Here is a 20029-nt window from a genome sequence, read left to right as displayed (position 1 = left end):
CTTCCAGCGGCGGGGCCATAGCTCAGCTGGGAGAGCGCCTGCATGGCATGCAGGAGGTCGGCGGTTCGATCCCGCCTGGCTCCACCAACTTGATAAGTCCCCATCGTCTAGAGGCCTAGGACATCACCCTTTCACGGTGGCGACCGGGGTTCGAATCCCCGTGGGGACGCCAAGTTGGCCCGCAATCGCAGCGATGCGAAACAGGTTGAAGCTGGAAGTTGTAGCTGCAGGAAATGTGGAGCGGTAGTTCAGTTGGTTAGAATGCTGGCCTGTCACGCCGGAGGTCGCGGGTTCGAGTCCCGTCCGCTCCGCCACTCAACGGAAAGCCCGCCTTGCGCGGGTTTTTTGTTGTCCGCTGTTTGGTCATATCGCACGAATGCGTGGATCACTCTTCCTGTCGCAAGGTGCCGGTGGAATGCCCCTGCTCCACCAGATATTCCAGCCAGCGCGAGAGAAATCCGTTCATGCGCAAGCGATGCTGGAACACCGTGTGCACCGGAGTAAACGGCCCCAGCACCTGCCACAGGTGTCGCCCCGGATGGCAATGCAGCGCCTCGGCCACATGCGCATCGGTATACATGCGCAACTGCGCGGATGGCGCGCGCTGGCCCGTATGGGTATCGACGAAGTCGTAGGTAAGCTCGAGTTCCAGCGTATACGGATGGCATTCCTGCACATGCAGGTGGACGTCGAGTCCATCGTCGACGTCGGAGACATAGCGACCTGGCGCGAGTTGCTGCGGCGCGAACAGCCGTGTCAGCCGATGATAGTTCTCCGCGTAGAGTCCCATCAGGAACTCGAAACGTCCCGGCAACAAGCTGTTGCGATTATCCAGTACAGCGCTCATGACAGGTGCGGCAACTCCATCGACAATCAGAACATGGTCCGCTCGATACCGAAGCGGTCGAAGATCTTGCTCGCGATCTCCTCGATCGACACGTGCGTGGTGTTGAGGCTGGGAATGCCGGCCTGACGCATCAGGCGGTCCGCCTGCTCCAGCTCCCAGCGGCATTGCTTCAGGGTCGCATAGCGGCTGCCGGCACGACGCTGCTCGCGGATCTGCGCCAGCCGCTGCGGATCGATGGTCAACCCGTACAGCCGGTCCCGATAGGGACGCAGGCGTATCGGCAGCTCGAGTTTCTCCAGGTCCTCGTCGGTCAGCGGATAGTTGGCGGCACTGACGCCGTAATGCAAGGCCATGTACAGGCAGGTCGGCGTCTTGCCCGAACGCGACACCCCGACCAGGATCAAATCGGCCTGGGAATAATCCACGTCCATGCCGTCATCGTGGGAAAGCGCATAGTTGGTTGCGTTGATGCGTGCCTCGTACTTGTCGTAATCGACCATGCCGTGCGAGCGATTGACCGCACCCGAACGCCTGGTCGCCAGCTCCTCTTCCAATGGACCGATGAACGGTGCAAACACGTCCAGCATCAGTGCACCGCTGGTGGCAACGATGTCGCACAGCGCACGCTCGGCCATGGTATTGACCACGATCGGGCGTTGTCCGCTTTGCGCATAGTTGGTCTTGATGCGCAACGCGGCCGCCTCCGCCTTGTGGACGTTGTCGGTGAATGGCAACCGATGCTTGTCGAACTGCACGCCCTCAAACTGGGCCAGGATGCTGTTACCGATCGTCTCTGCGGTAATACCAGTGGAGTCGGAGATGAAGAAAACCGTTCGCTGCATACAGGAGCCTGGTTGCTGGAATGCGTTCACCTGCACCATAACCCAAGCGCAAAACGCTGTCGCCGATTGACCGTTGGCTGACTGGTATGCCGTTGGAATGGCATCCCGGAGCAATGGTCTTCTTGTGCTGCGCATCATCGGCAGCGGACAATACCAGTCCTTTGCGGCCCGCTTCGGGTCTGCCTGATGCATCCATACCGTTATCCATTGAAAGCCCTTGAGGAGACACCCTTGAACGATTTGGTGCTTTGGCTCGATTCGCTGCGCATGACTGACCTGGGCAAGGTCGGCGGCAAGAACGCCTCACTCGGCGAGATGATCGGCAACCTGGCCAAGCTCGGTGTCTCCGTGCCGGGCGGTTTTGCCACCACCGCGGATGCGTTCCAGCAGTATCTGGAGAAGAGCGGTCTGGCCAAGCGCATCCAGGATCGCCTCGCCTCGCTCGACGTCGACGACGTCGACACCCTGGTGGCGGCCGGCAAGGAGATCCGCGGCTGGATCGTCGACACCGCCCTGCCCGCCGAACTCGAACAGGCGATCCGCACGGCCTACATCAAGCTGTGCAAGGACGCCGGTGCCGACGATATCGCCGTCGCCGTACGCTCCTCCGCCACGGCCGAGGATCTGCCGGACGCGTCGTTCGCCGGCCAGCAGGAAACCTTTCTCAACGTGGTCGGCATCGACGACGTGCTGCACAAGGTGAAGGAAGTCTTCGCCTCGCTGTACAACGACCGCGCCATTGCTTATCGGGTGCACCAGGGCTTCAAGCACGAGGATGTGTTCCTCTCCGCCGGCGTGCAGCTGATGGTGCGCTCCGACGTCGGCGCTTCCGGCGTGCTGTTCACGCTGGACACCGAGTCCGGCTTCCGCGACGTGGTGTTCGTCACCGGCTCGTACGGCCTCGGCGAAATGGTCGTGCAGGGTGCAGTCAATCCGGATGAGTTCTACGTGTTCAAGCCCACCTTGAACGCCGGCAAGCCCGCCGTGCTGCGCCGGAATCTCGGTGCCAAGCAGCTGCGCATGGTCTATTCCAGCGCCCCCGGCGAACGCGTGAAGACCGAGGACACGCCGGCCGGACTGCGCAACAAGTTCTGCATCAACGACGAGGACGTGCAGGAGCTGGCGCGCCAGTCGCTGATCATCGAAAAGCATTACGGCCGCCCGATGGACATCGAGTGGGCGAAGGACGGCAACACCGGCAAGCTGTACATCGTGCAGGCGCGTCCGGAGACAGTGAAGTCGCGTGCGCACGCCACCCAGCTCGAACGCTTCCACCTCAGCGAGAAGGGCAAGGTGCTGGCCGAGGGCCGCTCGATCGGCCAGAAGATCGGTGCCGGCAAGGCGCGCGTGATCCGCTCGCTGGCCGACATGAACAAGGTGCAGCCGGGCGACGTGCTGATCGCCGACATGACCGATCCCGACTGGGAGCCGGTGATGAAGCGCGCCTCGGCGATCGTCACCAACCGCGGTGGCCGCACCTGCCACGCGGCGATCATCGCTCGCGAGCTGGGTGTCCCGGCCGTGGTCGGTACCGGCAATGCGCTGGACAAGATTCCCGACGGCGCCGATGTCACCGTGTCCTGCGCCGAAGGCGATACCGGCACGATCTACGAGGGCATCCTGAAGTTCGAGCGCGTCACTGCCGATCTGGGTGACATGCCCGAGGCACCGCTGAAGATCATGATGAACGTGGCCAACCCCGAACGGGCATTCGATTTCGGCATGCTGCCGAACGCCGGTATCGGCCTGGCCCGGCTTGAGATGATCATCGCCAGCCACATCGGCGTGCATCCGAAGGCCTTGCTGGAATACGCCAAGCAGGACGCCGAGACCAAGGCAAAGATCGACGAGCGCATCGCCGGCTACCCGGGTCCGGTCGAGTTCTACGTCGACCGCCTCGCCGAGGGCATCGCCACCATCGCCGCGTCGGTCTATCCGAAGCCGGTGATCGTGCGGCTGTCCGACTTCAAGTCGAACGAATACGCCGGCCTGCTCGGTGGCTCGCATTACGAGCCGCACGAAGAGAATCCGATGATCGGTTTCCGTGGCGCCAGCCGCTACGTCGACCCGAGCTTCGCCGAAGCGTTCGGGCTGGAGTGCAAGGCGGTCAAGCGCGTGCGCGAGGTGATGGGCCTCGGCAACGTCTGGGTGATGATCCCGTTCGTGCGCACTCTGGGCGAAGGCCGCAAAGTGATCGAGGTGTTGGCAAAGAACGGCCTCAAGCAGGGCGAGCACGAGCTGAAAGTCATCATGATGTGCGAGGTGCCGTCGAACGCCCTGCTCGCCGATGAATTCCTCGACATCTTCGACGGCTTCTCGATCGGCTCCAACGACCTCACCCAACTCACCCTCGGCCTCGATCGCGATTCCAGCATCGTCGCCAGCCTGTTCGACGAACGCGACCCGGCGGTGAAGAAGCTGCTTTCGATGGCGATCAAGACCGCTCGTGCCAAGGGCAAGTACATCGGCATCTGCGGCCAAGGCCCCAGTGACCACCCGGACCTTGCCGAGTGGCTGATGGAACAGGGAATCGAATCGCTGTCGCTGAACCCCGATACCGTGGTTGATACTTGGCTGCGATTGGCTAAAAAGAAGGCTGAGTGAACCGTTCTCCCCTTCCAGCCGGGCATATTTGACATTGCAGCGCAACATAAAGGGTCGGAATCATCCGGCCCTTCTCATTCCATGGGCTCTTCCGGAACCGCCTTCGCTTCGTTAGTTATTCGTTGTCCGGCAAGGGACAGCGAGTCCTGGCGTTACGTTATTTCTTGCGAATCCCCTCGCCTTCCGCGCCGATCGTGCACTGCAACTTGCCCCAGCGAGACGCCATCGGTAGCGTTCATACACACGTTTCAATCCAATATTTGAAGCAGGTGTCAGCGCCATTACCGACACTCACCCTGGGGCACACCATTTGAGTACGACTCAGCGCCACGGCCACAGCGATACCCGCAAACGGTTGCTTGAAGCCACCGAATGGCTGTTTATCGACCGGGGTTACGAGGCGATGTCGTTGCGTCACATCACGGCACGAGCCGGCGCCAATCTCGCCGCCGTGAACTATCACTTCGGCAGCAAGGAGGCGTTGATGCAGGAGTTGCTGTCGCAACGCCTGGATCGACTCAACCGCGAACGCCTGCAACTGCTCAGCGCCTGCGAGCAGCTGAACCCCGAAGGCCTGGATGCCACGACCGTGCTCGGCATGCTGTTCGTACCAGCGTTCCGGCTCAGCCATGGCAGCACGTCGGGGCCTGCCTTCATGCGTCTGCTCGGCCGGGTCTACAGCGACCCCTCCCCCTTCATCCACGGCTATCTGCAGGAGCATTACCGATCGATCTCCGGACGATTCTTTGAGGCCTTCTCGCGCGCCCTGCCCGCGCTACCGCGCCACGAGCTCGGGCTGCGCCTGCATTTCGCGCTGAAGGCGCTGTCCGGCATGCTTGCGGGCGAGGACATGCAGGAACTGATCGCCAGCATCAGCAAGGGCGAAGCGATCAACGACGCCGAACTGCTGGCGCGGCTGATCTCGCTGATATCCCCCATACTCACCGCCCCTTATGACAGCCCGGAACAGATCCAGCTGATCGAACGGGTACTGCAACTCGATCTTCACACCGCGATCGCCAACACGGAGCTGGCCATCACGCCACGCCACGAGCCCGGTGGCACGCTCGACGACCAGCAATGGATAAAGGAAGGAAGGCTGGCCTCCTAAGAAATCCACTACCAGCCATCGTAACTGCCGACATTGTCGGCGACTGCCCCAGCCACATCAGTCCCAAATCAGAAACCGACCATTCTGTGGGCACCCACCCCAGACTGCCATCACAGGAGAACCACCGTGAACCGTCATACCCTGCAACGCTTTACCCGTTTCGGCACCCAGGCCAGTCTCGCCCTGGCCGTGGCTGCCGCACTGACGATCCCGCTGCGCGCCGAAGCCGGTTCGTTCCAGCTGCCTACGGACAATGCCGCCGGCTGGGCACGTGCCAATGCGGGTGGCTCGCTGTTCCCCAACGACCCGACGGCGGTTTACAACAATCCGGCAGCCATGGCGTTCTTCACCGCACCCGTGCTGCAGGTGACCGGCACCGGCATCCGTCCGAGCGCAGAGTTCCAGGGACAGTTCAGGGATTCACAGGGCAACCCGACCACCGGCAACAACCCGAATGGGTTCGGCAAGTTCATTCCGTTCCCGAACATGGCCTTCGCCGCACCAGTCAATGATCGCCTGACCCTTGGCGGCAGCCTCACGGTACCGTACGGCCTGGTCAGCGAGTACAACCCGACGTGGCAGGGCCGTTATTTCGGCACCAAGACCAGCCTACAGTCGATCGCTGTGAGCTTCTCGGCAGGCCTGAAGGTCAACGATGAATTCTCGGTCGGCCTGGGCATCCTCGGCCAGCGCACCAAGGCACAGCTGAACTCCATGATCGACGCAGCGGGCGCCGCCGATGCGTTGTCCGGCATTCCGTTGTTTGCACCGCAGAGCGCCGACGTGCAGCTCAACGTCAACGTCAAAAAGAAGATGGCTTTCGGCTACTTCGGTGGCTTTGAATGGAAGCCCACCACGCAGGACAGTTTGGGCCTGAGCTACCACTCACGCGTCCAGCAGACGCTGACCGGCACCTACAACCTGTACGGTAGCGCGACCGGCATTAGCCTGCTGAGCCTTGCCCCGTTGTTCGGTGGCCCGACGCTGAATCCTGCCGGCGGTTCCGCCAGCGCCCAGCTCAATACTCCGGCTTTCGCCAGCCTGGACTGGCTGCATGTGATCAATGACCGCTTCAGCCTCGCTGCAACCGCAAAATGGACGGATTGGTCCAGTTTCGAGAATCTGGCCCTCATGTCCAGCGGGCAACAGATCGTCGACCTGCCACAGAAGTACAAGGACAGCATGATGTATGCGATCGGTGGCGACTACAAGCTGACTGAGCAGTGGACGCTGCGTGCCGGCGTGGGCTATGACGAAACCCCGACAAACATCGTCAGCCGCGATCCACGCATTCCCGACGGCTCCCGGCGACTGCTCGGTCTTGGCGTGGGCTACCAGGCCAGCGAGCACTTCGCATTCGACCTCGGCTACCAGCACCAGTTCGTGGGCAAGACGCGAGTCGATCTGACCAATCCCGCTCTGCTGGGTGCAGGCACCATGGACGGCACCTTCGACGACCATGGCGATGTGGTCAGCCTGACGGGCACCTATCGCTTCTGAGCAATGCCGTACCCGTAAAAGACAAGGGCCGCGTACGCGGCCCTTGTCTTTTCTATCTGCGATACGACGTCAACTGGCGCGTGCGATGATCACGGTAATGTTGTCGTCGCCGCCGCCATCGAGTGCACTGAGCAACAGCTGGTCGACACATTCCTGCGACGCCAGATCGGTACGCGCGACCGTACGCGCGATCGAGGCGTCGCTGACGCCCTCCGTCAACCCGTCGCTGCACAGCAGGAAACCCATGCCGGGCTCGAGCTGACCGCGCGCCATTCCGATATGCAACTGCTCCGCTGCGGTCACCCCGAGTGCCTGGGTAAGCACATTGCGCTGCGGATGCTGTGATGCCTGTACCGGATCGAGCTGACCTGCCTCGACCAGCGCCTGCACCAGCGAGTGATCGTGGCTTATCTGCCGCAACTCATGCTTCCACATGTAAATCCGGCTGTCGCCGACCCAGGCGACTTCATAGCCATCGGCGGTCAGCCGCAATGCCGCAATCGTGGTGCCCATAGGCAGCACGTCGAAGCTGGGGCGAACGCGCGACTGCAGCCTTTCGGCCGCTCCGTGCACCGCCTCAATCAGACTGTGCCCGCGACTGACCAGATCAACCACAGCGTCACGCACCAGCGCCGACGCAACCTCGCCATGCTGGTGTCCGCCCATGCCATCGGCCACCAGGAACAGGCCGAGTGAAGCGTCGGCGTAATAGGTATCCTCATTGCGCGTGCGGCGCAAACCGACATGTGTTCCGTGTCCGAATTCGATCATGGGCTTTCAGGTAAGGCGAGCTGTTGCAGCATGCCGGAACTACCGCTTGTTGTCACGGCAAGTCCTCTCGCGTATGATTCCCGGCTCGCATGAGCACCATGCAACCCACTGGAGAGGTGGCAGAGTGGTCGAATGTACCTGACTCGAAATCAGGCGTACGTGTAAGCGTACCGTGGGTTCGAATCCCACCCTCTCCGCCAGAAAAGCAAAACGCCCCCTCGTGGGGCGTTTTGCTTTTCTGATGGTGACGGCGGGGATGAGAACCCACCGGTTACCCGGCACTCCCGTGCCTCGCCCTTCGGGCCGTCGGCTGCGCCGACGTTCGCTCCGGCATCCTGCCTTCGCAGTCGACAAATTCGTCCGGAACGAATTTGGACAACCGAATGGCTGGCCCCGTAGCGTAACGAAGGGGTTCGGCCCAAGGATGGGCCGAACAATCCCACCACCCCGCACATTGCTACGTAGAAAACACGACGCCTTGTGCTTCTCCAGCAAAAATCACCCCACCCGCCAAACACTCACTCCACCCGCACTCTTGTCCAGCGCGTCCAGTCTCTGCTCATGCAAGGCCAGTTCTTCCGGCGACGCACGCAGGACGCGTGGACGTGCATGCAACACCACTGGCGCGATAACCGCCGTGTCACGCTGCTCGGTCGTGCCAGCAAAACCCAGATCGAAGGCCTCCTGCCCCGAGGTCATCGCCAGATAGACATCAGCCAACAATTGCGCGTCGATCAGGCCACCGTGCAGATCACGCCGCGAGTTGTCCACGCCCAGTCGCTTGCACAGCGCATCGAGATTGTTGCGCTGACCTGGGTAGCGCTCGCGCGCCATCGCCAATGTGTCGAGCACACTGCAGCGATCTACGATCCGGCCACGGCCATCATCCAGCCGTGCCAGCTCGGCATCGAGAAACCCGACATCGAAGCTCGCGTTGTGGATGATCAGCTCGGCGCCATCAATGAAGGCGAGGAACTCGTCCACCACTTCGGCAAAATGCGGCTTGTCGAGCAGGAATTCGTCGGCGATGCCGGTGACCTGCCGCGCTCCCTCGTCGATGGCACGATCCGGGTTGAGATATGTCTGGTAATGCCGGCCGGTAAGGCGGCGCTCGACCATCTCGACACAGGCAATTTCGATCAGTCGATGGCCTTGACGAACTTCGAGCCCGGTGGTTTCCGTATCGAGAACGATCTGCCTCATGCCGCACCCTTCATCAGTTCGGCCTGCTCACGCGCGGCCTGATCGACCCGTTCATTCTCGGCGTGACCGTTATGGCCCTTCACCCACTTCCAGCGCACTTGATGTGTGCTGACCGCCGCGGACAGGCGCTGCCACAGATCCTGGTTCTTCACCGGTTTCTTGTCGGCGGTACGCCAGCCGTTCGCACGCCACTTCGGCACCCACTCCTCGATGCCCTGCATCACATAGCGCGAATCGGTGGTGAGCGTTACCTGGCATGGCCGTTTCAATGCCTCCAGTGCGCCGATCGCCGCCATCAGCTCCATCCGGTTATTGGTGGTAGCCGGGTCACCGCCGGCCACCATGCGTTCGCTGCCCTTCGCTCGCAGCAATGCAGCCCAGCCACCCGGTCCCGGATTGCCCAGACAGGCACCATCGGTAAATGCTTCCACTTCGCTCATTGTTTTCCGCGGATTCCATTGAGAGTCACAGCGCCGAACTGCGCCGCGTACCGGGCGACAATCGGCTATTGACCGGTACCCGTACAGGCACCGCCTTGATTCGCAGCGGCGTGGCCATGCGACGCCGCTTGCGCGCTATCAGCACATATCCGCCACCCCATGCATTCACGCCGCCCACGGCGGGTGAGCCGGTAGGCCATACGCGACCCACCCGCTCGGCCCGCTCCATCTGCAGCCCGGCCTGCTGCAGGCTGTGGCTGAGTTGCAACGGCACCTGCAGCACTTGCTGCCTGCCCCGCGCATGCCACCAGAACCATGGCGCCCAGCCGCTGAGTGGATGCACACCGGTCACCACCAGGACGCCACCTGGTGCAAGCACGCGAATCGCCTCGGCAAGCAGAGCCGATGGAGATGGCACGACTTCCAGCGCATGGCGCAACAACACCAGGTCGAACGCGTCGTCGACGAATGGCAGCGGCTCGTCGGTTGCCGCATGCAGATCACCCCGATAACGGTCGTTGCGTGCCCATAAGCGTGTCCAGCACCCGAGCAATGGCAACGCAAGGGGGGCGTCGCCGGCAGCCGCACTCAGCAGCAGGCCGTGCGTACCGAAACAGCGCTGCAGGTCCGTGGCCATTACCCGCGTCTGATCATCCAGCAATCGGCGCAATGGCGCACTTGCATAGATGTCGTGATCGCGCTGAAGCATGCAGCAGGCCTGATTCCAATCTGTTTTCGAAGTGTAGCGGTTGGCGACCAGTGGTAGCAGGCGAAACGGAACTGCCGCACGCAGCTGAACGACCAAACGCCAGATTAACGATCTTCTAACGAGCTACCGGCCGAGCCTCTTTATAGTCGGCCGCTTGATGCGCGCCCCGGATGGCTGCGTCTGTCGTTCGCCAAAGGATCAACACCCGATTTGTCGGATGTTCCTTATAAACGCAGCGGAGCTCAACCTTGCATCTCGTCCCGTTACCGGCCCTGGCCGACAACTACATCTGGTTGCTGCACGATGATGGCGGCAACGCCATCATCGTCGATCCCGGCGATGCCGCGGTAGTGGAACAGGCTCTGGTTGCACGCCAGCTGCAACTGCACGCCATCCTGCTGACCCATCACCACCACGACCACATCGGCGGCACTGCCGAGCTGCGCAGGCATCATGCCGTGCCGGTGTACGCACCGGACGACGAACGCATCAGCGAAGCTACCACGCGGGTACGCGATGGCGATGCGATCGATCTGGCGTCACCACGGGTCCACTTCGACGTGATCGCCATTCCGGGCCATACACTCAGCCACGTCGCCTACATCGGCGCCGGCCTGCTGCTATGTGGCGACACCTTGTTCAGTCTGGGCTGCGGTCGGTTGTTTGAAGGCAGCCCGGCCCAGATGCTTGCATCGCTCGATCGCCTGTCGGCACTGCCCGGAGAAACCCTGGTTTGCGGCGGCCACGAATATACCGAGGCCAACGGACGTTTTGCGCGCACCGTCGAACCGGAAAATCCGGAGCTGCACGGGCGACTGGAGGAAGTCGCGACACTACGCGCACAGCTTCGCCCCACCTTGCCAGTCGCGCTGGCCGGCGAGCTGGCTACCAATCCTTTTCTGCGCGTCGACACCGATGAAGTTGCAGCTTGGTGCCGGCAACGTGGCGTCAGCAATGACCGCATCGCGCGTTTCGCCGCCGTGCGCGAAGCCAAGGATGGATTCCGCTGATGAAGATGCGCCATCTTCAGATGTTACCGCTGGCGTTGTCGGTCCTGCTGGCCGCCTGCGCCGGGGTGCCTCCACAGACGCCACACCGACAACTCGCCGAGCCGCGGCCGTCGGTAACCGTGGATACCCCCGCTGTCACTCCGCTCGATGCAGGCGCCATAACGGCACAGACCACGGACGCCTGGGATCAGCTGCGCGGCAGTTTTGCCATGGCCGATTGTGATGCTGATCCCGGCGTATTGAGCTGGGCGCACCGCTACACCCACAACCCGCAGCAGTTCGAGGGCCAGTTACAGGCGGTATTGCCGCAACTGGTCTACGTGCAGCAGGTGGCTGCGCAGTACAACGTGGCTGGTGAATTCGTACTGTTGCCCTGGGTCGAAAGCCATTTCCGTCCGGTGCCGGGTCGCCGGAACCTGCCAGCCGGCATGTGGCAGATCATGCCCGTCACGGCCGGTTCGATGGGATTGCGCGTCGACGGGCATTACGACGGCCGTCTCGACGTACCTGCTGCCGCCAACGCCGTGATGAAACTACTCAAGCAATACCACGACCAGTTCCAGGACTGGCGGGTAACCGACTACGCCTACAACGCCGGCGAGTTCGCAGTGAGGAAACTCATCCAGCAGCACGGCATGCCCGCGGATGAGCCGGTGGTTCCGAAATGGCCAGTGCGCAAGGTAACTCGTGAACATCTGACCAAATTGCTGGCGATGGCCTGCGTGGTGCGTGACCCGGCCCGCTTCCATGTCAGCCTGCCAACACTGCCAAGCGAACAGCATCTGGTGCAGGTGACCATGCCCCGCTCCATGCCGATCGCACTGGCGGCCGATCACGCTGGCATGTCGGTGGATGCACTGAAGGATCTCAACGCGGCGTTCCGCAGCGACACGATCGACACCTCCGCTTCGTCGTATCTGCTGTTGCCTGTCAGTCATGCCCGGCAGTTCCGCGATGCCTTGCTGGACCAGGCGAACAGCAGCACCGTCAGCGCGTCCCTTGCCGGCAGTCGTGACCGTGACGGCGACCAGGCACCACAAACCTCGACAGCGAACACCCCAGCCGCTATTCGCACACGTGAGAAAACCCACACCGTGCAGAGTGGTGAGAGTCTGTGGCAGATCGCCCACCGCTATTCTGTGAGCACGACACAGCTGCAGCGCTGGAACCACCTGCATGGAAACACGCTGAAGCCGGGTCAAGTGCTGCAGATCAGCAGCAGTCACTGACGTAGCCTGCCAGCGATCACAGACGCCGCCCGAGAACCCTGTCCACGGATCACGCTGGCGGAAATCATCGATGTCGATACTGGTTACAGCATCTTCGGCATGACTGTTATCTGATCTCCGCCTCCGGCAAAATTAAAGAGGGGCGGCCATTGACCGCCCCTCTGTTCATCGAGACCCAATCTGCAGGTTTTACATCAGGTTCTTGTTGATCTTGATCTTGGCATTTGCCTTGAGCAGCTCCAGCAGTTCGCGCGTTGCCTCGGCCCCATAGGCCTGGCTCATCTGCTGACGCAGCGAGTCACGCTGCTCCGGCGGAACCTTGGACAGGTCGCCATCCTGCACTTTGTCCACGGCCAGTAGCGCATAGCTGCCATCCTTCATGTCCACCGCGGCAAACTGCGGCTTGTCCGCAGCAGGATGTGGCAACAGAAACGCCTGCGTCAGCAGCGGCGCCGGCACATCGGTACTTTGGCGGGTCGCTTCCTTCACGCTCTTGAGCTCGGCACCCATCGCGGTCGCCACGGCCGGCATGGCCTCGCCCTTGTCGAGGCGTGCCAGGGTCTCGTCGGAAAGCTTCTTCTCGGCATCGGCAATGCGTTCGTCGAGAATCTTCTTCTGTACGTCGGCACGCACCTCGGCCAGCGGGCGGGCAGCGGCCGCCACGTGCTTGTCGACGTGAATCACTACCGAGTGATCGTTGCCGAGATCGATCAGACCGGAATTGTTGCCCTGTACCAGCACGTCATCACTGAATGCCGCAGCGATAACCTTCGGATTCGCCGCCAGACCTTCGCCACCCTTGCGCGAAAACAACGCCGTGCTCTTGATGGGCAGGTTCAGGGCCGTTGCTGCCGGTTCCAGCGAGCTCGGATTCTGATAGGTGTTGTCGGACATCTTGCCGGCGACCTCGTTGTACACGCGGTCACGTTCGGCCGCCGAGGCTTCCTTGACCAGCTGGTCGCGCACTTCGGCAAACGGCTTGGATTCGCCACTGCGGACGTCCCGCAGCCAGATGATGTGATAACCATCCGGCGACAGGACCGGCTTGGAGATCTGGCCCTTCTGCAGTGCGAAAAGAGCCGAATCGAAGGCCGCGTTGGTCACGCCCTTTTCCAGCCAGCCCAGGCCGCCACCCTGGCGCCTGGAACCCAGATCCTCCGAATCCTGCTCGGCCAGCTTGGCGAAATTACCGGGGTTGGCCTCGGCGGCGATCTTTTCGGCCTTGGCCAGCGCTGCCTTCTGCTGATCCGGCGTGGCATTGGCCGGCACGTTGATCAGGATATGCGAAACGAGGCGCTGTTCCGGCTGGACGAAGCGCTGCTTCTCTTCCTCGTAACGCTTCTTCAGCTCGTCGTCGCTCGGCGTGGCGTTCGGCTTGAGGCTGCTGCCATCGACCTCGATGTACTTCACCGAGACCTGCTCGGGATTCATGTAGTCGGCCAGATGGGCTTTGTACCAAGCTTCGATTTGCGCATCGCTGACCTGGTTGTCGCTGAGAGCCGGGCGCGGCAACACGAAGTAGCGCACATCACGGCGCTGGGTAAGCAACCCGAGGAAATGATCAACCTGCTCATTGCTGATAATGGTGCTGTCATTGATTGCGCTTGGCAGCAACTGCGTCGCCAAGGAGGCACGGATATCGTCCTCGAACATATCCGGCGTCTTGCGCTGGCTGAGCAGCCATACGCGATAGCTGTTTGCGTCGAACTGATTGTTGACCTGGAAAGCGGGAATCTGGGCAATGTAGTCGCGCACCGACTGGTCGGCGACACGCAGACCCCAGTCGTCGTTGGCCTGCAGCAGCAGTTGCTGGTCGATCAAACCGTCGACGATGCTCTGCTTCGTTTCGGGCTTCTCGAAGATGCTGGCGTCGAAATGATCACCCTGTTCGGCGCTCATTTGCTGCCGCAACTGGTTCGTCCGGTTCTGATAATCCTGCTGGCTGATCTCATGCTTGCCGACCTTCGCCACGAACGAATCCGAGCGCGACATGAAGTAGCTCTCCATGCCGAACAGCGACATTGCCAGAACAGCGAGACCCAGCACGATGGTGGCTGGCCATCCGTGCATCTTGTTACGCATTGCCTGCAGCATCGAAATCTTCCCGCAACGTGGTTGAAAGCGCGTGATGCGCATGGTGCACGCGAGGCAGCCATCACCTCACAGCCCGCGTTCGATTGTTCAGGACACGGGCGAATAATACGTCTGACTCAAATGACAAGGGCGCCACACGGGCGCCCTTGCGAACTGTGGCGGAGTGGACGGGACTCGAACCCGCGACCTCCGGCGTGACAGGCCAGCATTCTAACCGACTGAACTACCACTCCGCATTTTTCTGGTGGGTGCTGTAGGGATCGAACCTACGACCACCGCCTTGTAAGGGCGACGCTCTACCGCTGAGCTAAGCACCCGAAACCAAGCGTCAGCCGCTTAGTTTAGGGCATCCTTGAGGGTCTTGCCAGCCTTGAAAGCCGGTACTTTCGAAGCCTTGATCTTGATCGCTTCGTTGGTGCGCGGATTGCGACCGGTACGAGCAGCGCGCTTGCGCACGGTGAACGTGCCGAAACCCACCACCGAGACGTCCTCGCCCTTCTTCAACGACTTCTGCACGGTTTCGAAGAAGGCTTCGAGCGCACGGCCGGCATCGGCCTTGGTCAGCTCGGCCTTTTCGGCGATGGCATTGATCAGATCGGTTTTATTCATTGAAAAAACTCCCTTATTCGGTTTCGCCAAACGTGGTCCGTCCAGGAACTGGACAACGTCGGCATGGATGGTTGGCTCTTGACTAGGCGCCGTAACGCAACCCCGCATCGCTGCGCTGACTGATGTAACGCCGGGACTGCGGTAGCGCCTTTATACCAGTGCCTTGCAGGAATCCGCAACACAAGCCACAGCAACGTTTCCGGCCGATTCACGGCGAAAGAAATCGCTTGCAAAACGAAGGCCAGAGGGCTACGGCATGAGTTCACTGGTTAGCGATGATGCACAAACAAGAAAGCCCTGCCGAAGCAGAGCCATCTTGAATACCCGATCGACCGGATCAATGCGTGCGCGAGTGCACTTCCGCGGTCTCGGCGGCTACCGCAGCCGGTGCATCCTCCTTCACCGGGTTTGGCTGCAAAGGGCGCTCCAGCGCGATATCCAGTACTTCGTCGATCCAGCGCACCGGATGAATCTCCAGCGAGGACGTGATGTTGGCCGGCATGTCAGCCAGATCTTTCTTGTTGTCCTCGGGAATGATCACCGTGGTGATTCCGCCACGATGTGCCGCCAGCAGCTTTTCCTTCAGGCCGCCAATCGGCAGCACACGACCGCGCAAGGTGATCTCGCCTGTCATCGCCACCTCGGATCGCACCGGCACCCGCGTCAGCGCAGACACCAGTGCAGTGCACATGCCGATGCCGGCACTCGGACCGTCCTTCGGCGTGGCACCTTCCGGAACATGCACATGAATATCCAGTTTCTGATGGAACTCCGAGTCGATGCCAAGACGATCGACCCGTGCGCGCACCACGGACAGGGCAGCCTGGATCGATTCCTTCATCACGTCACCAAGCTGACCGGTATGCACCAGCCTGCCCTTGCCGGCTACCACCGAGGCCTCGATGCTGAGCAGTTCGCCGCCGACCTGGGTCCAGGCCAATCCGGTCACGAGACCCACCTCGTTCTGCAGCTCCTTGCGCCCGAAATCGAAACGACGCACGCCAAGGTAATGATCCAGGTTGGCCGAATCCACCTTGACCCGGCGAACGCCCTGCTTTGCCCCGGCCTTGCCTGTCTTGGCGGGTGCCTTACCCTTGGCCTTCTTTACTTCGCCAAGCGTCAGCTCCTTGACCACCTTGCGGCAGATCTTCGAGATCTCGCGCTCCAGGTTGCGCACACCCGATTCACGCGTGTAGTAGCGCACGATGTCGCGCAGCGCTTCCTCGTCCACGCTGAGCTCTTCAGGCTTCAGGCCATTGGCCTTGAGCTGTTTGGACAGCAGATATTTCTGGGCAATACCGAGCTTCTCGTCCTCGGTGTAGCCGGGTATGCGGATGACCTCCATGCGGTCGAGCAGCGGGCCGGGAATGTTCAGCGAGTTCGCGGTGGCGATCCACATCACCTCGGAAAGATCGAGATCGACCTCGAGGTAATGGTCATTGAACGCGTGGTTCTGCTCCGGATCGAGCACTTCCAGCAGTGCCGACGACGGATCGCCGCGGAAGTCCATCGACATCTTGTCGATCTCATCCAGCACGAACAGCGGGTTCTTCGCTCCGACCTTGTTGATGTTCTGCACGATGCGACCTGGCATCGAACCGATATAGGTGCGCCGGTGACCGCGGATTTCGGCCTCGTCACGCACGCCACCCAGGCTCATGCGCACGAATTTCCGGTTGGTCGCCTTGGCGATCGACTGCCCCAGCGAGGTCTTGCCCACGCCCGGCGGCCCGACCAGGCAAAGGATCGGCCCCTTCATGACCGACACGCGCTGTTGCACGGCAAGATATTCAAGGATGCGATCCTTGACCTTCTCCAGCCCGAAGTGATCGGCATCGAGCACTTCCTGTGCCAGCTGCAGATCCTTGCGCACCTTGCTGCGCTTCTTCCACGGCACACCGACCAGCCAGTCGAGGTAGTTGCGCACCACCGTCGCCTCGGCCGACATCGGTGACATCTGCTTGAGCTTGCTGAATTCCTGCCGGGCCTTGGACAGCACGGCCTTGGGCATGCCGGATGTCTCGATCTTCTTTTGCAGCTCCTCGATCTCGTTCGGACCTTCTTCGTTGTCGCCGAGCTCCTTCTGGATCGCCTTCATCTGCTCGTTGAGGTAGTACTCGCGCTGGCTCTTCTCCATCTGCGACTTGACCCGGCCGCGGATACGCTTCTCGACCTGCTGCAAATCCATCTCGCCATCGACCAATCCGATCAGCAGCTCCAGTCGCTGGCCCACGTCAGCCGTTTCCAACACTTTCTGCTTGTCGGCCATGCGCACGGAAAGGTGTGCGGCAATGGAATCGGCAACGCGCGACGGATCGTCGATGCCCGACAAGCTTGCCAGTACTTCGGGTGGCAGCTTGCGGCTCTGCTTGACCAGTTGCTCGAACAGTGAAATCAGCGTGCGCGACACCACGTCAAGCTCGCGCTCCTTGGCGTTGTAAACCGGTTCGATCACGCGCGAACGCGCCGTGAGCATGCCGTCCTCTTCCTTGAAATCCTCGACCGACACACGCGACTGACCCTCGACCAGCACCTTGACGGTACCGTCGGGCAGTTTCAGCAATTGCAGCACGCCGGCCAGCGTGCCGACCTGGTGCAGGTCGGCAATCTCCGGATCGTCGATATCCGGGCTCTTCTGCGCCACCAGCAGGATCTGCCGCTCGCCTTCCATCGCACGCTCGAGCGCGCGCATGGACTTGTCGCGGCCGACAAACAAGGGGATGACCATGTGCGGATAGACCACCACGTCGCGCAGCGGCAATACCGGTAGAGCGTCCAGCGCAACAGGAAGGGAGGCGTTCTTGGCCATGGAAAACGGGTTCCTCTGGAAATCGAATCAGGATTCAGCCCGACACTGCGCCGGGCACATCATCAGGTCAAGTGGAGGCGGTTGGGCGCCCACTCAAGGTAGGCTTCGGGCTGAAAACAGAACGGCCCCGGCGAAATCGCCGGAGCCGTCGTCATGCCGAGCCTGCAGAGGCGTTCAGGCAGCGCCGCTACCCTCGCCTGCCACACGCTGCTGCAGGTTGCCACGATAGATCAGGTAAGGCTCGGCCTGGCCATCAATCACCGCATCGTCCACCACCACCTTGCTGACGTGTTCCAGCGAAGGCAGCTCGTACATGGTGTCGAGCAATACCTGTTCAAGGATGGTGCGCAGTCCACGGGCGCCGGTCTTGCGCTTGAGCGCCTTCTTGGCAATCGCCTGCAAGGCCTCGGGGCGGAACTCCAGCTCCACCTCTTCCATCTCGAACAGCTTCTTGAACTGCTTGGTCACCGCATTCTTCGGTTCGGTGAGGATCTTCACCAACGCCGGTTCGTCCAGTTCATCCAGCGTGGCCACCACCGGCAGACGCCCCACGAATTCCGGGATCAGGCCGAAACGCACCAGGTCGGCCGGCTCGACGTCGGCCAGCACCTTGCCCAGGTTCTCGGTGCGCTCCTTGCTGCGGATCTCGGCCGAGAAGCCAATGCCGGTGGTCTCGGAACGCTGCTGGATGACCTTCTCCAGCCCAGCGAACGCACCACCGCAAATGAACAGGATGTTCTTGGTGTCGACCTGCAGGAATTCCTGCTGTGGATGCTTGCGGCCACCCTGCGGCGGCACCGAAGCCAAGGTGCCTTCGATCAGCTTCAGCAACGCCTGCTGCACGCCTTCGCCCGACACGTCGCGGGTGATCGACGGGTTCTCGCTCTTGCGCGAGATCTTGTCGATCTCGTCGATGTAGACGATGCCCGACTGCGCCTTCTCGACGTCGTAGTCGCACTTCTGCAGCAGCTTCTGGATGATGTTCTCGACATCCTCACCCACGTAACCGGCTTCGGTCAGGGTGGTGGCATCGGCGATGGTGAACGGCACATTGAGCAGGCGCGCCAACGTCTCGGCCAGCAATGTCTTGCCCGAGCCGGTCGGACCGATCAGCAGGATATTGGACTTGCCCAGCTCGATGTCGTCACTCTTCTGGCGCGACTCGATCCGCTTGTAATGGTTGTACACCGCCACCGCCAGCGCCTTCTTGGCGCGGGTCTGGCCCACCACGTACTGATCCAGCGATTCGCGGATCTCGCGCGGCTTGGGCAGCTGGGTACGGCCGGAGGCAGCCTTCTCCTCCAGTTCCTCGCGGATGATGTCGTTGCACAGCTCTACACATTCGTCGCAGATGAACACGGATGGACCCGCGATCAGCTTGCGCACTTCATGCTGGCTCTTGCCACAGAAGGAGCAATAGAGAATCTTGCCGCTGTCGCTGGAACGCCCCTGCCGGTCGTCGCTCATACTTTCGATCCCGCTGGTAAATCTGAATGCGTCACGAGAATAACACAGGGCTCCGCGTCTGCCTGCAGACGCGGAGCCCGTTTCTCAACCTGGGATAACGCCTTGGAATCAGGCCGATTTCACCGTTTCGCCGGCGCGTTTGTCGAGTACTTCGTCGATCAAGCCATAGGCCTTGGCGTCCGTCGGGCTCATGAAACGGTCACGTTCCATGTCCAGCTCGATCTTTTCCAGCGGCTGGCCGGTATGCTCGACGTACAGCTTGTTCAGCCGTTCGCGGATATACAGGATCTCGCGCGCCTGGATCTCGATGTCGGTCGCCTGCCCCTGCGCACCACCGGAAGGCTGGTGGATCATGATGCGTGAGTTGGGCAGCGCGAAGCGCTTGCCCTTGGCCCCGGCCATCAGCAGGAACGAGCCCATGCTGCACGCCTGGCCGATGCACATGGTGCTGACCTGCGGCTTGATGAACTGCATGGTGTCGTAGATCGCCAGACCGGCAGTGACTGCACCACCCGGGCTGTTGATGTAGAACTGGATGTCCTTGTCCGGATTCTCCGACTCAAGGAACAGCATCTGGGCAACCAGCAGGTTGGCCACCTGGTCGTTGACCTCACCCACCAGGAAGATCACCCGCTCCTTCAGCAACCGCGAGTAGATGTCGTAGGAGCGCTCGCCACGGGCCGTCTGCTCGACGACCATCGGTATCAAATTGAGGTTCTGGATCTGATCCATGGCCATTGCGGCTCTCCGGTTGATGTGCCTGACAGTATGGCATCGGACCTGA

General features: G+C 61.5%; 16 protein-coding genes and 6 tRNA genes. 9 read left to right on the top strand and 13 right to left on the bottom strand.

What is annotated here, in order from left to right:
- Positions 1-11: 11 nt before the first annotated feature.
- The 3 genes from ACYVKM_RS07885 to ACYVKM_RS07875 all read left to right on the top strand — a co-directional run bounded on the left by ACYVKM_RS07885 (position 12) and on the right by ACYVKM_RS07875 (position 314).
- Positions 12-87 (top strand) — tRNA-Ala (locus ACYVKM_RS07885).
- Positions 88-96: 9 nt separating this feature from the next.
- Positions 97-172 (top strand) — tRNA-Glu (locus ACYVKM_RS07880).
- Between the two features lie 65 nt (positions 173-237).
- Positions 238-314 (top strand) — tRNA-Asp (locus ACYVKM_RS07875).
- Between the two features lie 71 nt (positions 315-385).
- Here the strand turns inward: ACYVKM_RS07875 and ACYVKM_RS07870 are convergent.
- Both ACYVKM_RS07870 and ppsR read right to left on the bottom strand, forming a co-directional pair.
- Positions 386-847 (bottom strand): DUF1249 domain-containing protein, encoded by a 462-nt coding sequence (locus tag ACYVKM_RS07870; protein WP_460877049.1) that lies wholly within the window; start codon positions 845-847, stop codon positions 386-388.
- Between the two features lie 26 nt (positions 848-873).
- Complete coding sequence (gene ppsR / locus ACYVKM_RS07865; protein WP_460877048.1) at positions 874-1689, bottom strand: posphoenolpyruvate synthetase regulatory kinase/phosphorylase PpsR; 816 nt, start codon at positions 1687-1689, stop codon at positions 874-876.
- Between the two features lie 231 nt (positions 1690-1920).
- Here ppsR and ppsA point away from each other — a divergent pair, with 231 nt between their 5' ends.
- The 3 genes from ppsA to ACYVKM_RS07850 all read left to right on the top strand — a co-directional run bounded on the left by ppsA (position 1921) and on the right by ACYVKM_RS07850 (position 6904).
- A complete protein-coding gene (gene ppsA, locus ACYVKM_RS07860; protein ID WP_460877047.1) occupies positions 1921-4293 on the top strand; it encodes a phosphoenolpyruvate synthase in 2373 nt (790 codons plus the stop codon).
- Positions 4294-4603: 310 nt separating this feature from the next.
- Positions 4604-5404 carry a TetR/AcrR family transcriptional regulator gene (locus ACYVKM_RS07855; protein WP_460877046.1) on the top strand — a complete coding sequence of 267 codons (801 nt, stop codon included), beginning with the start codon at positions 4604-4606 and terminating at the stop codon, positions 5402-5404.
- 126 nt (positions 5405-5530) lie between these two features.
- Complete coding sequence (locus tag ACYVKM_RS07850) at positions 5531-6904, top strand: OmpP1/FadL family transporter (protein ID WP_460877045.1); 1374 nt, start codon at positions 5531-5533, stop codon at positions 6902-6904.
- 69 nt (positions 6905-6973) lie between these two features.
- On the opposite strand, the gene ACYVKM_RS07845 is transcribed toward ACYVKM_RS07850, so the two are convergent.
- On the bottom strand, positions 6974-7675 hold the full coding sequence (locus tag ACYVKM_RS07845; RefSeq protein WP_460877044.1) for a PP2C family protein-serine/threonine phosphatase: 702 nt from the start codon (positions 7673-7675) through the stop codon (positions 6974-6976).
- A gap of 110 nt (positions 7676-7785) precedes the next feature.
- Between ACYVKM_RS07845 and ACYVKM_RS07840 the strand changes: the two genes are divergently transcribed.
- Positions 7786-7875, top strand: a tRNA-Ser gene (locus ACYVKM_RS07840).
- 298 nt (positions 7876-8173) lie between these two features.
- Here the strand turns inward: ACYVKM_RS07840 and dnaQ are convergent.
- Genes dnaQ through ACYVKM_RS07825 form a run of 3 tightly spaced genes read right to left on the bottom strand, consistent with a single transcriptional unit; the run spans position 8174 to position 10027 of the window.
- Entirely contained in the window at positions 8174-8878 is a 705-nt protein-coding gene (gene dnaQ / locus ACYVKM_RS07835; protein WP_460877043.1) for a DNA polymerase III subunit epsilon, read from the bottom strand.
- Complete coding sequence (gene rnhA, locus ACYVKM_RS07830) at positions 8875-9318, bottom strand: ribonuclease HI (protein WP_460877042.1); 444 nt, start codon at positions 9316-9318, stop codon at positions 8875-8877. The genes dnaQ and rnhA overlap by 4 nt, the downstream gene beginning before the upstream one ends.
- A 25-nt stretch (positions 9319-9343) precedes the next feature.
- Positions 9344-10027, bottom strand: coding sequence for a class I SAM-dependent methyltransferase (locus ACYVKM_RS07825; RefSeq protein WP_460877041.1), 684 nt, complete (start codon positions 10025-10027; stop codon positions 9344-9346).
- A gap of 248 nt (positions 10028-10275) precedes the next feature.
- On the opposite strand from ACYVKM_RS07825, the gene gloB reads away from it, so the two are divergent.
- Both gloB and ACYVKM_RS07815 read left to right on the top strand, forming a co-directional pair.
- Positions 10276-11037: a hydroxyacylglutathione hydrolase gene (gene gloB, locus ACYVKM_RS07820; protein WP_460877040.1), complete on the top strand. Its 762-nt coding sequence runs from the start codon at positions 10276-10278 to the stop codon at positions 11035-11037.
- A 209-nt stretch (positions 11038-11246) separates the two neighbouring features.
- Positions 11247-12266 (top strand): LysM peptidoglycan-binding domain-containing protein, encoded by a 1020-nt coding sequence (locus tag ACYVKM_RS07815; protein ID WP_460877800.1) that lies wholly within the window; start codon positions 11247-11249, stop codon positions 12264-12266.
- A gap of 189 nt (positions 12267-12455) precedes the next feature.
- Here the strand turns inward: ACYVKM_RS07815 and ACYVKM_RS07810 are convergent, their stop codons facing one another.
- From ACYVKM_RS07810 to clpP, 7 genes are all read right to left on the bottom strand, one after another.
- Positions 12456-14360 carry a SurA N-terminal domain-containing protein gene (locus ACYVKM_RS07810; protein WP_460877039.1) on the bottom strand — a complete coding sequence of 635 codons (1905 nt, stop codon included), beginning with the start codon at positions 14358-14360 and terminating at the stop codon, positions 12456-12458.
- Between the two features lie 156 nt (positions 14361-14516).
- Positions 14517-14593: transfer RNA gene (locus ACYVKM_RS07805), tRNA-Asp, on the bottom strand.
- A 9-nt stretch (positions 14594-14602) separates the two neighbouring features.
- Positions 14603-14677 (bottom strand) — tRNA-Val (locus ACYVKM_RS07800).
- Positions 14678-14696: 19 nt separating this feature from the next.
- Positions 14697-14969, bottom strand: coding sequence for an HU family DNA-binding protein (locus tag ACYVKM_RS07795; protein WP_007511239.1), 273 nt, complete (start codon positions 14967-14969; stop codon positions 14697-14699).
- A 337-nt stretch (positions 14970-15306) separates the two neighbouring features.
- Positions 15307-17778, bottom strand: a complete 2472-nt coding sequence (lon, locus tag ACYVKM_RS07790) for an endopeptidase La (RefSeq protein WP_460877038.1) — start codon at positions 17776-17778, stop codon at positions 15307-15309.
- Positions 17779-17952: 174 nt separating this feature from the next.
- Positions 17953-19245, bottom strand: a complete 1293-nt coding sequence (clpX, locus tag ACYVKM_RS07785; RefSeq protein ID WP_077440358.1) for an ATP-dependent Clp protease ATP-binding subunit ClpX — start codon at positions 19243-19245, stop codon at positions 17953-17955.
- 108 nt (positions 19246-19353) lie between these two features.
- Positions 19354-19983, bottom strand: coding sequence for an ATP-dependent Clp endopeptidase proteolytic subunit ClpP (clpP, locus tag ACYVKM_RS07780; protein ID WP_460877037.1), 630 nt, complete (start codon positions 19981-19983; stop codon positions 19354-19356).
- Positions 19984-20029: the final 46 nt, after the last annotated feature.

It is taken from the genome of Rhodanobacter koreensis, assembly GCF_054782855.1.
Note: the sequence above shows the minus strand (reverse complement) of the source record. Positions and strands in the feature narration are given on the sequence as shown.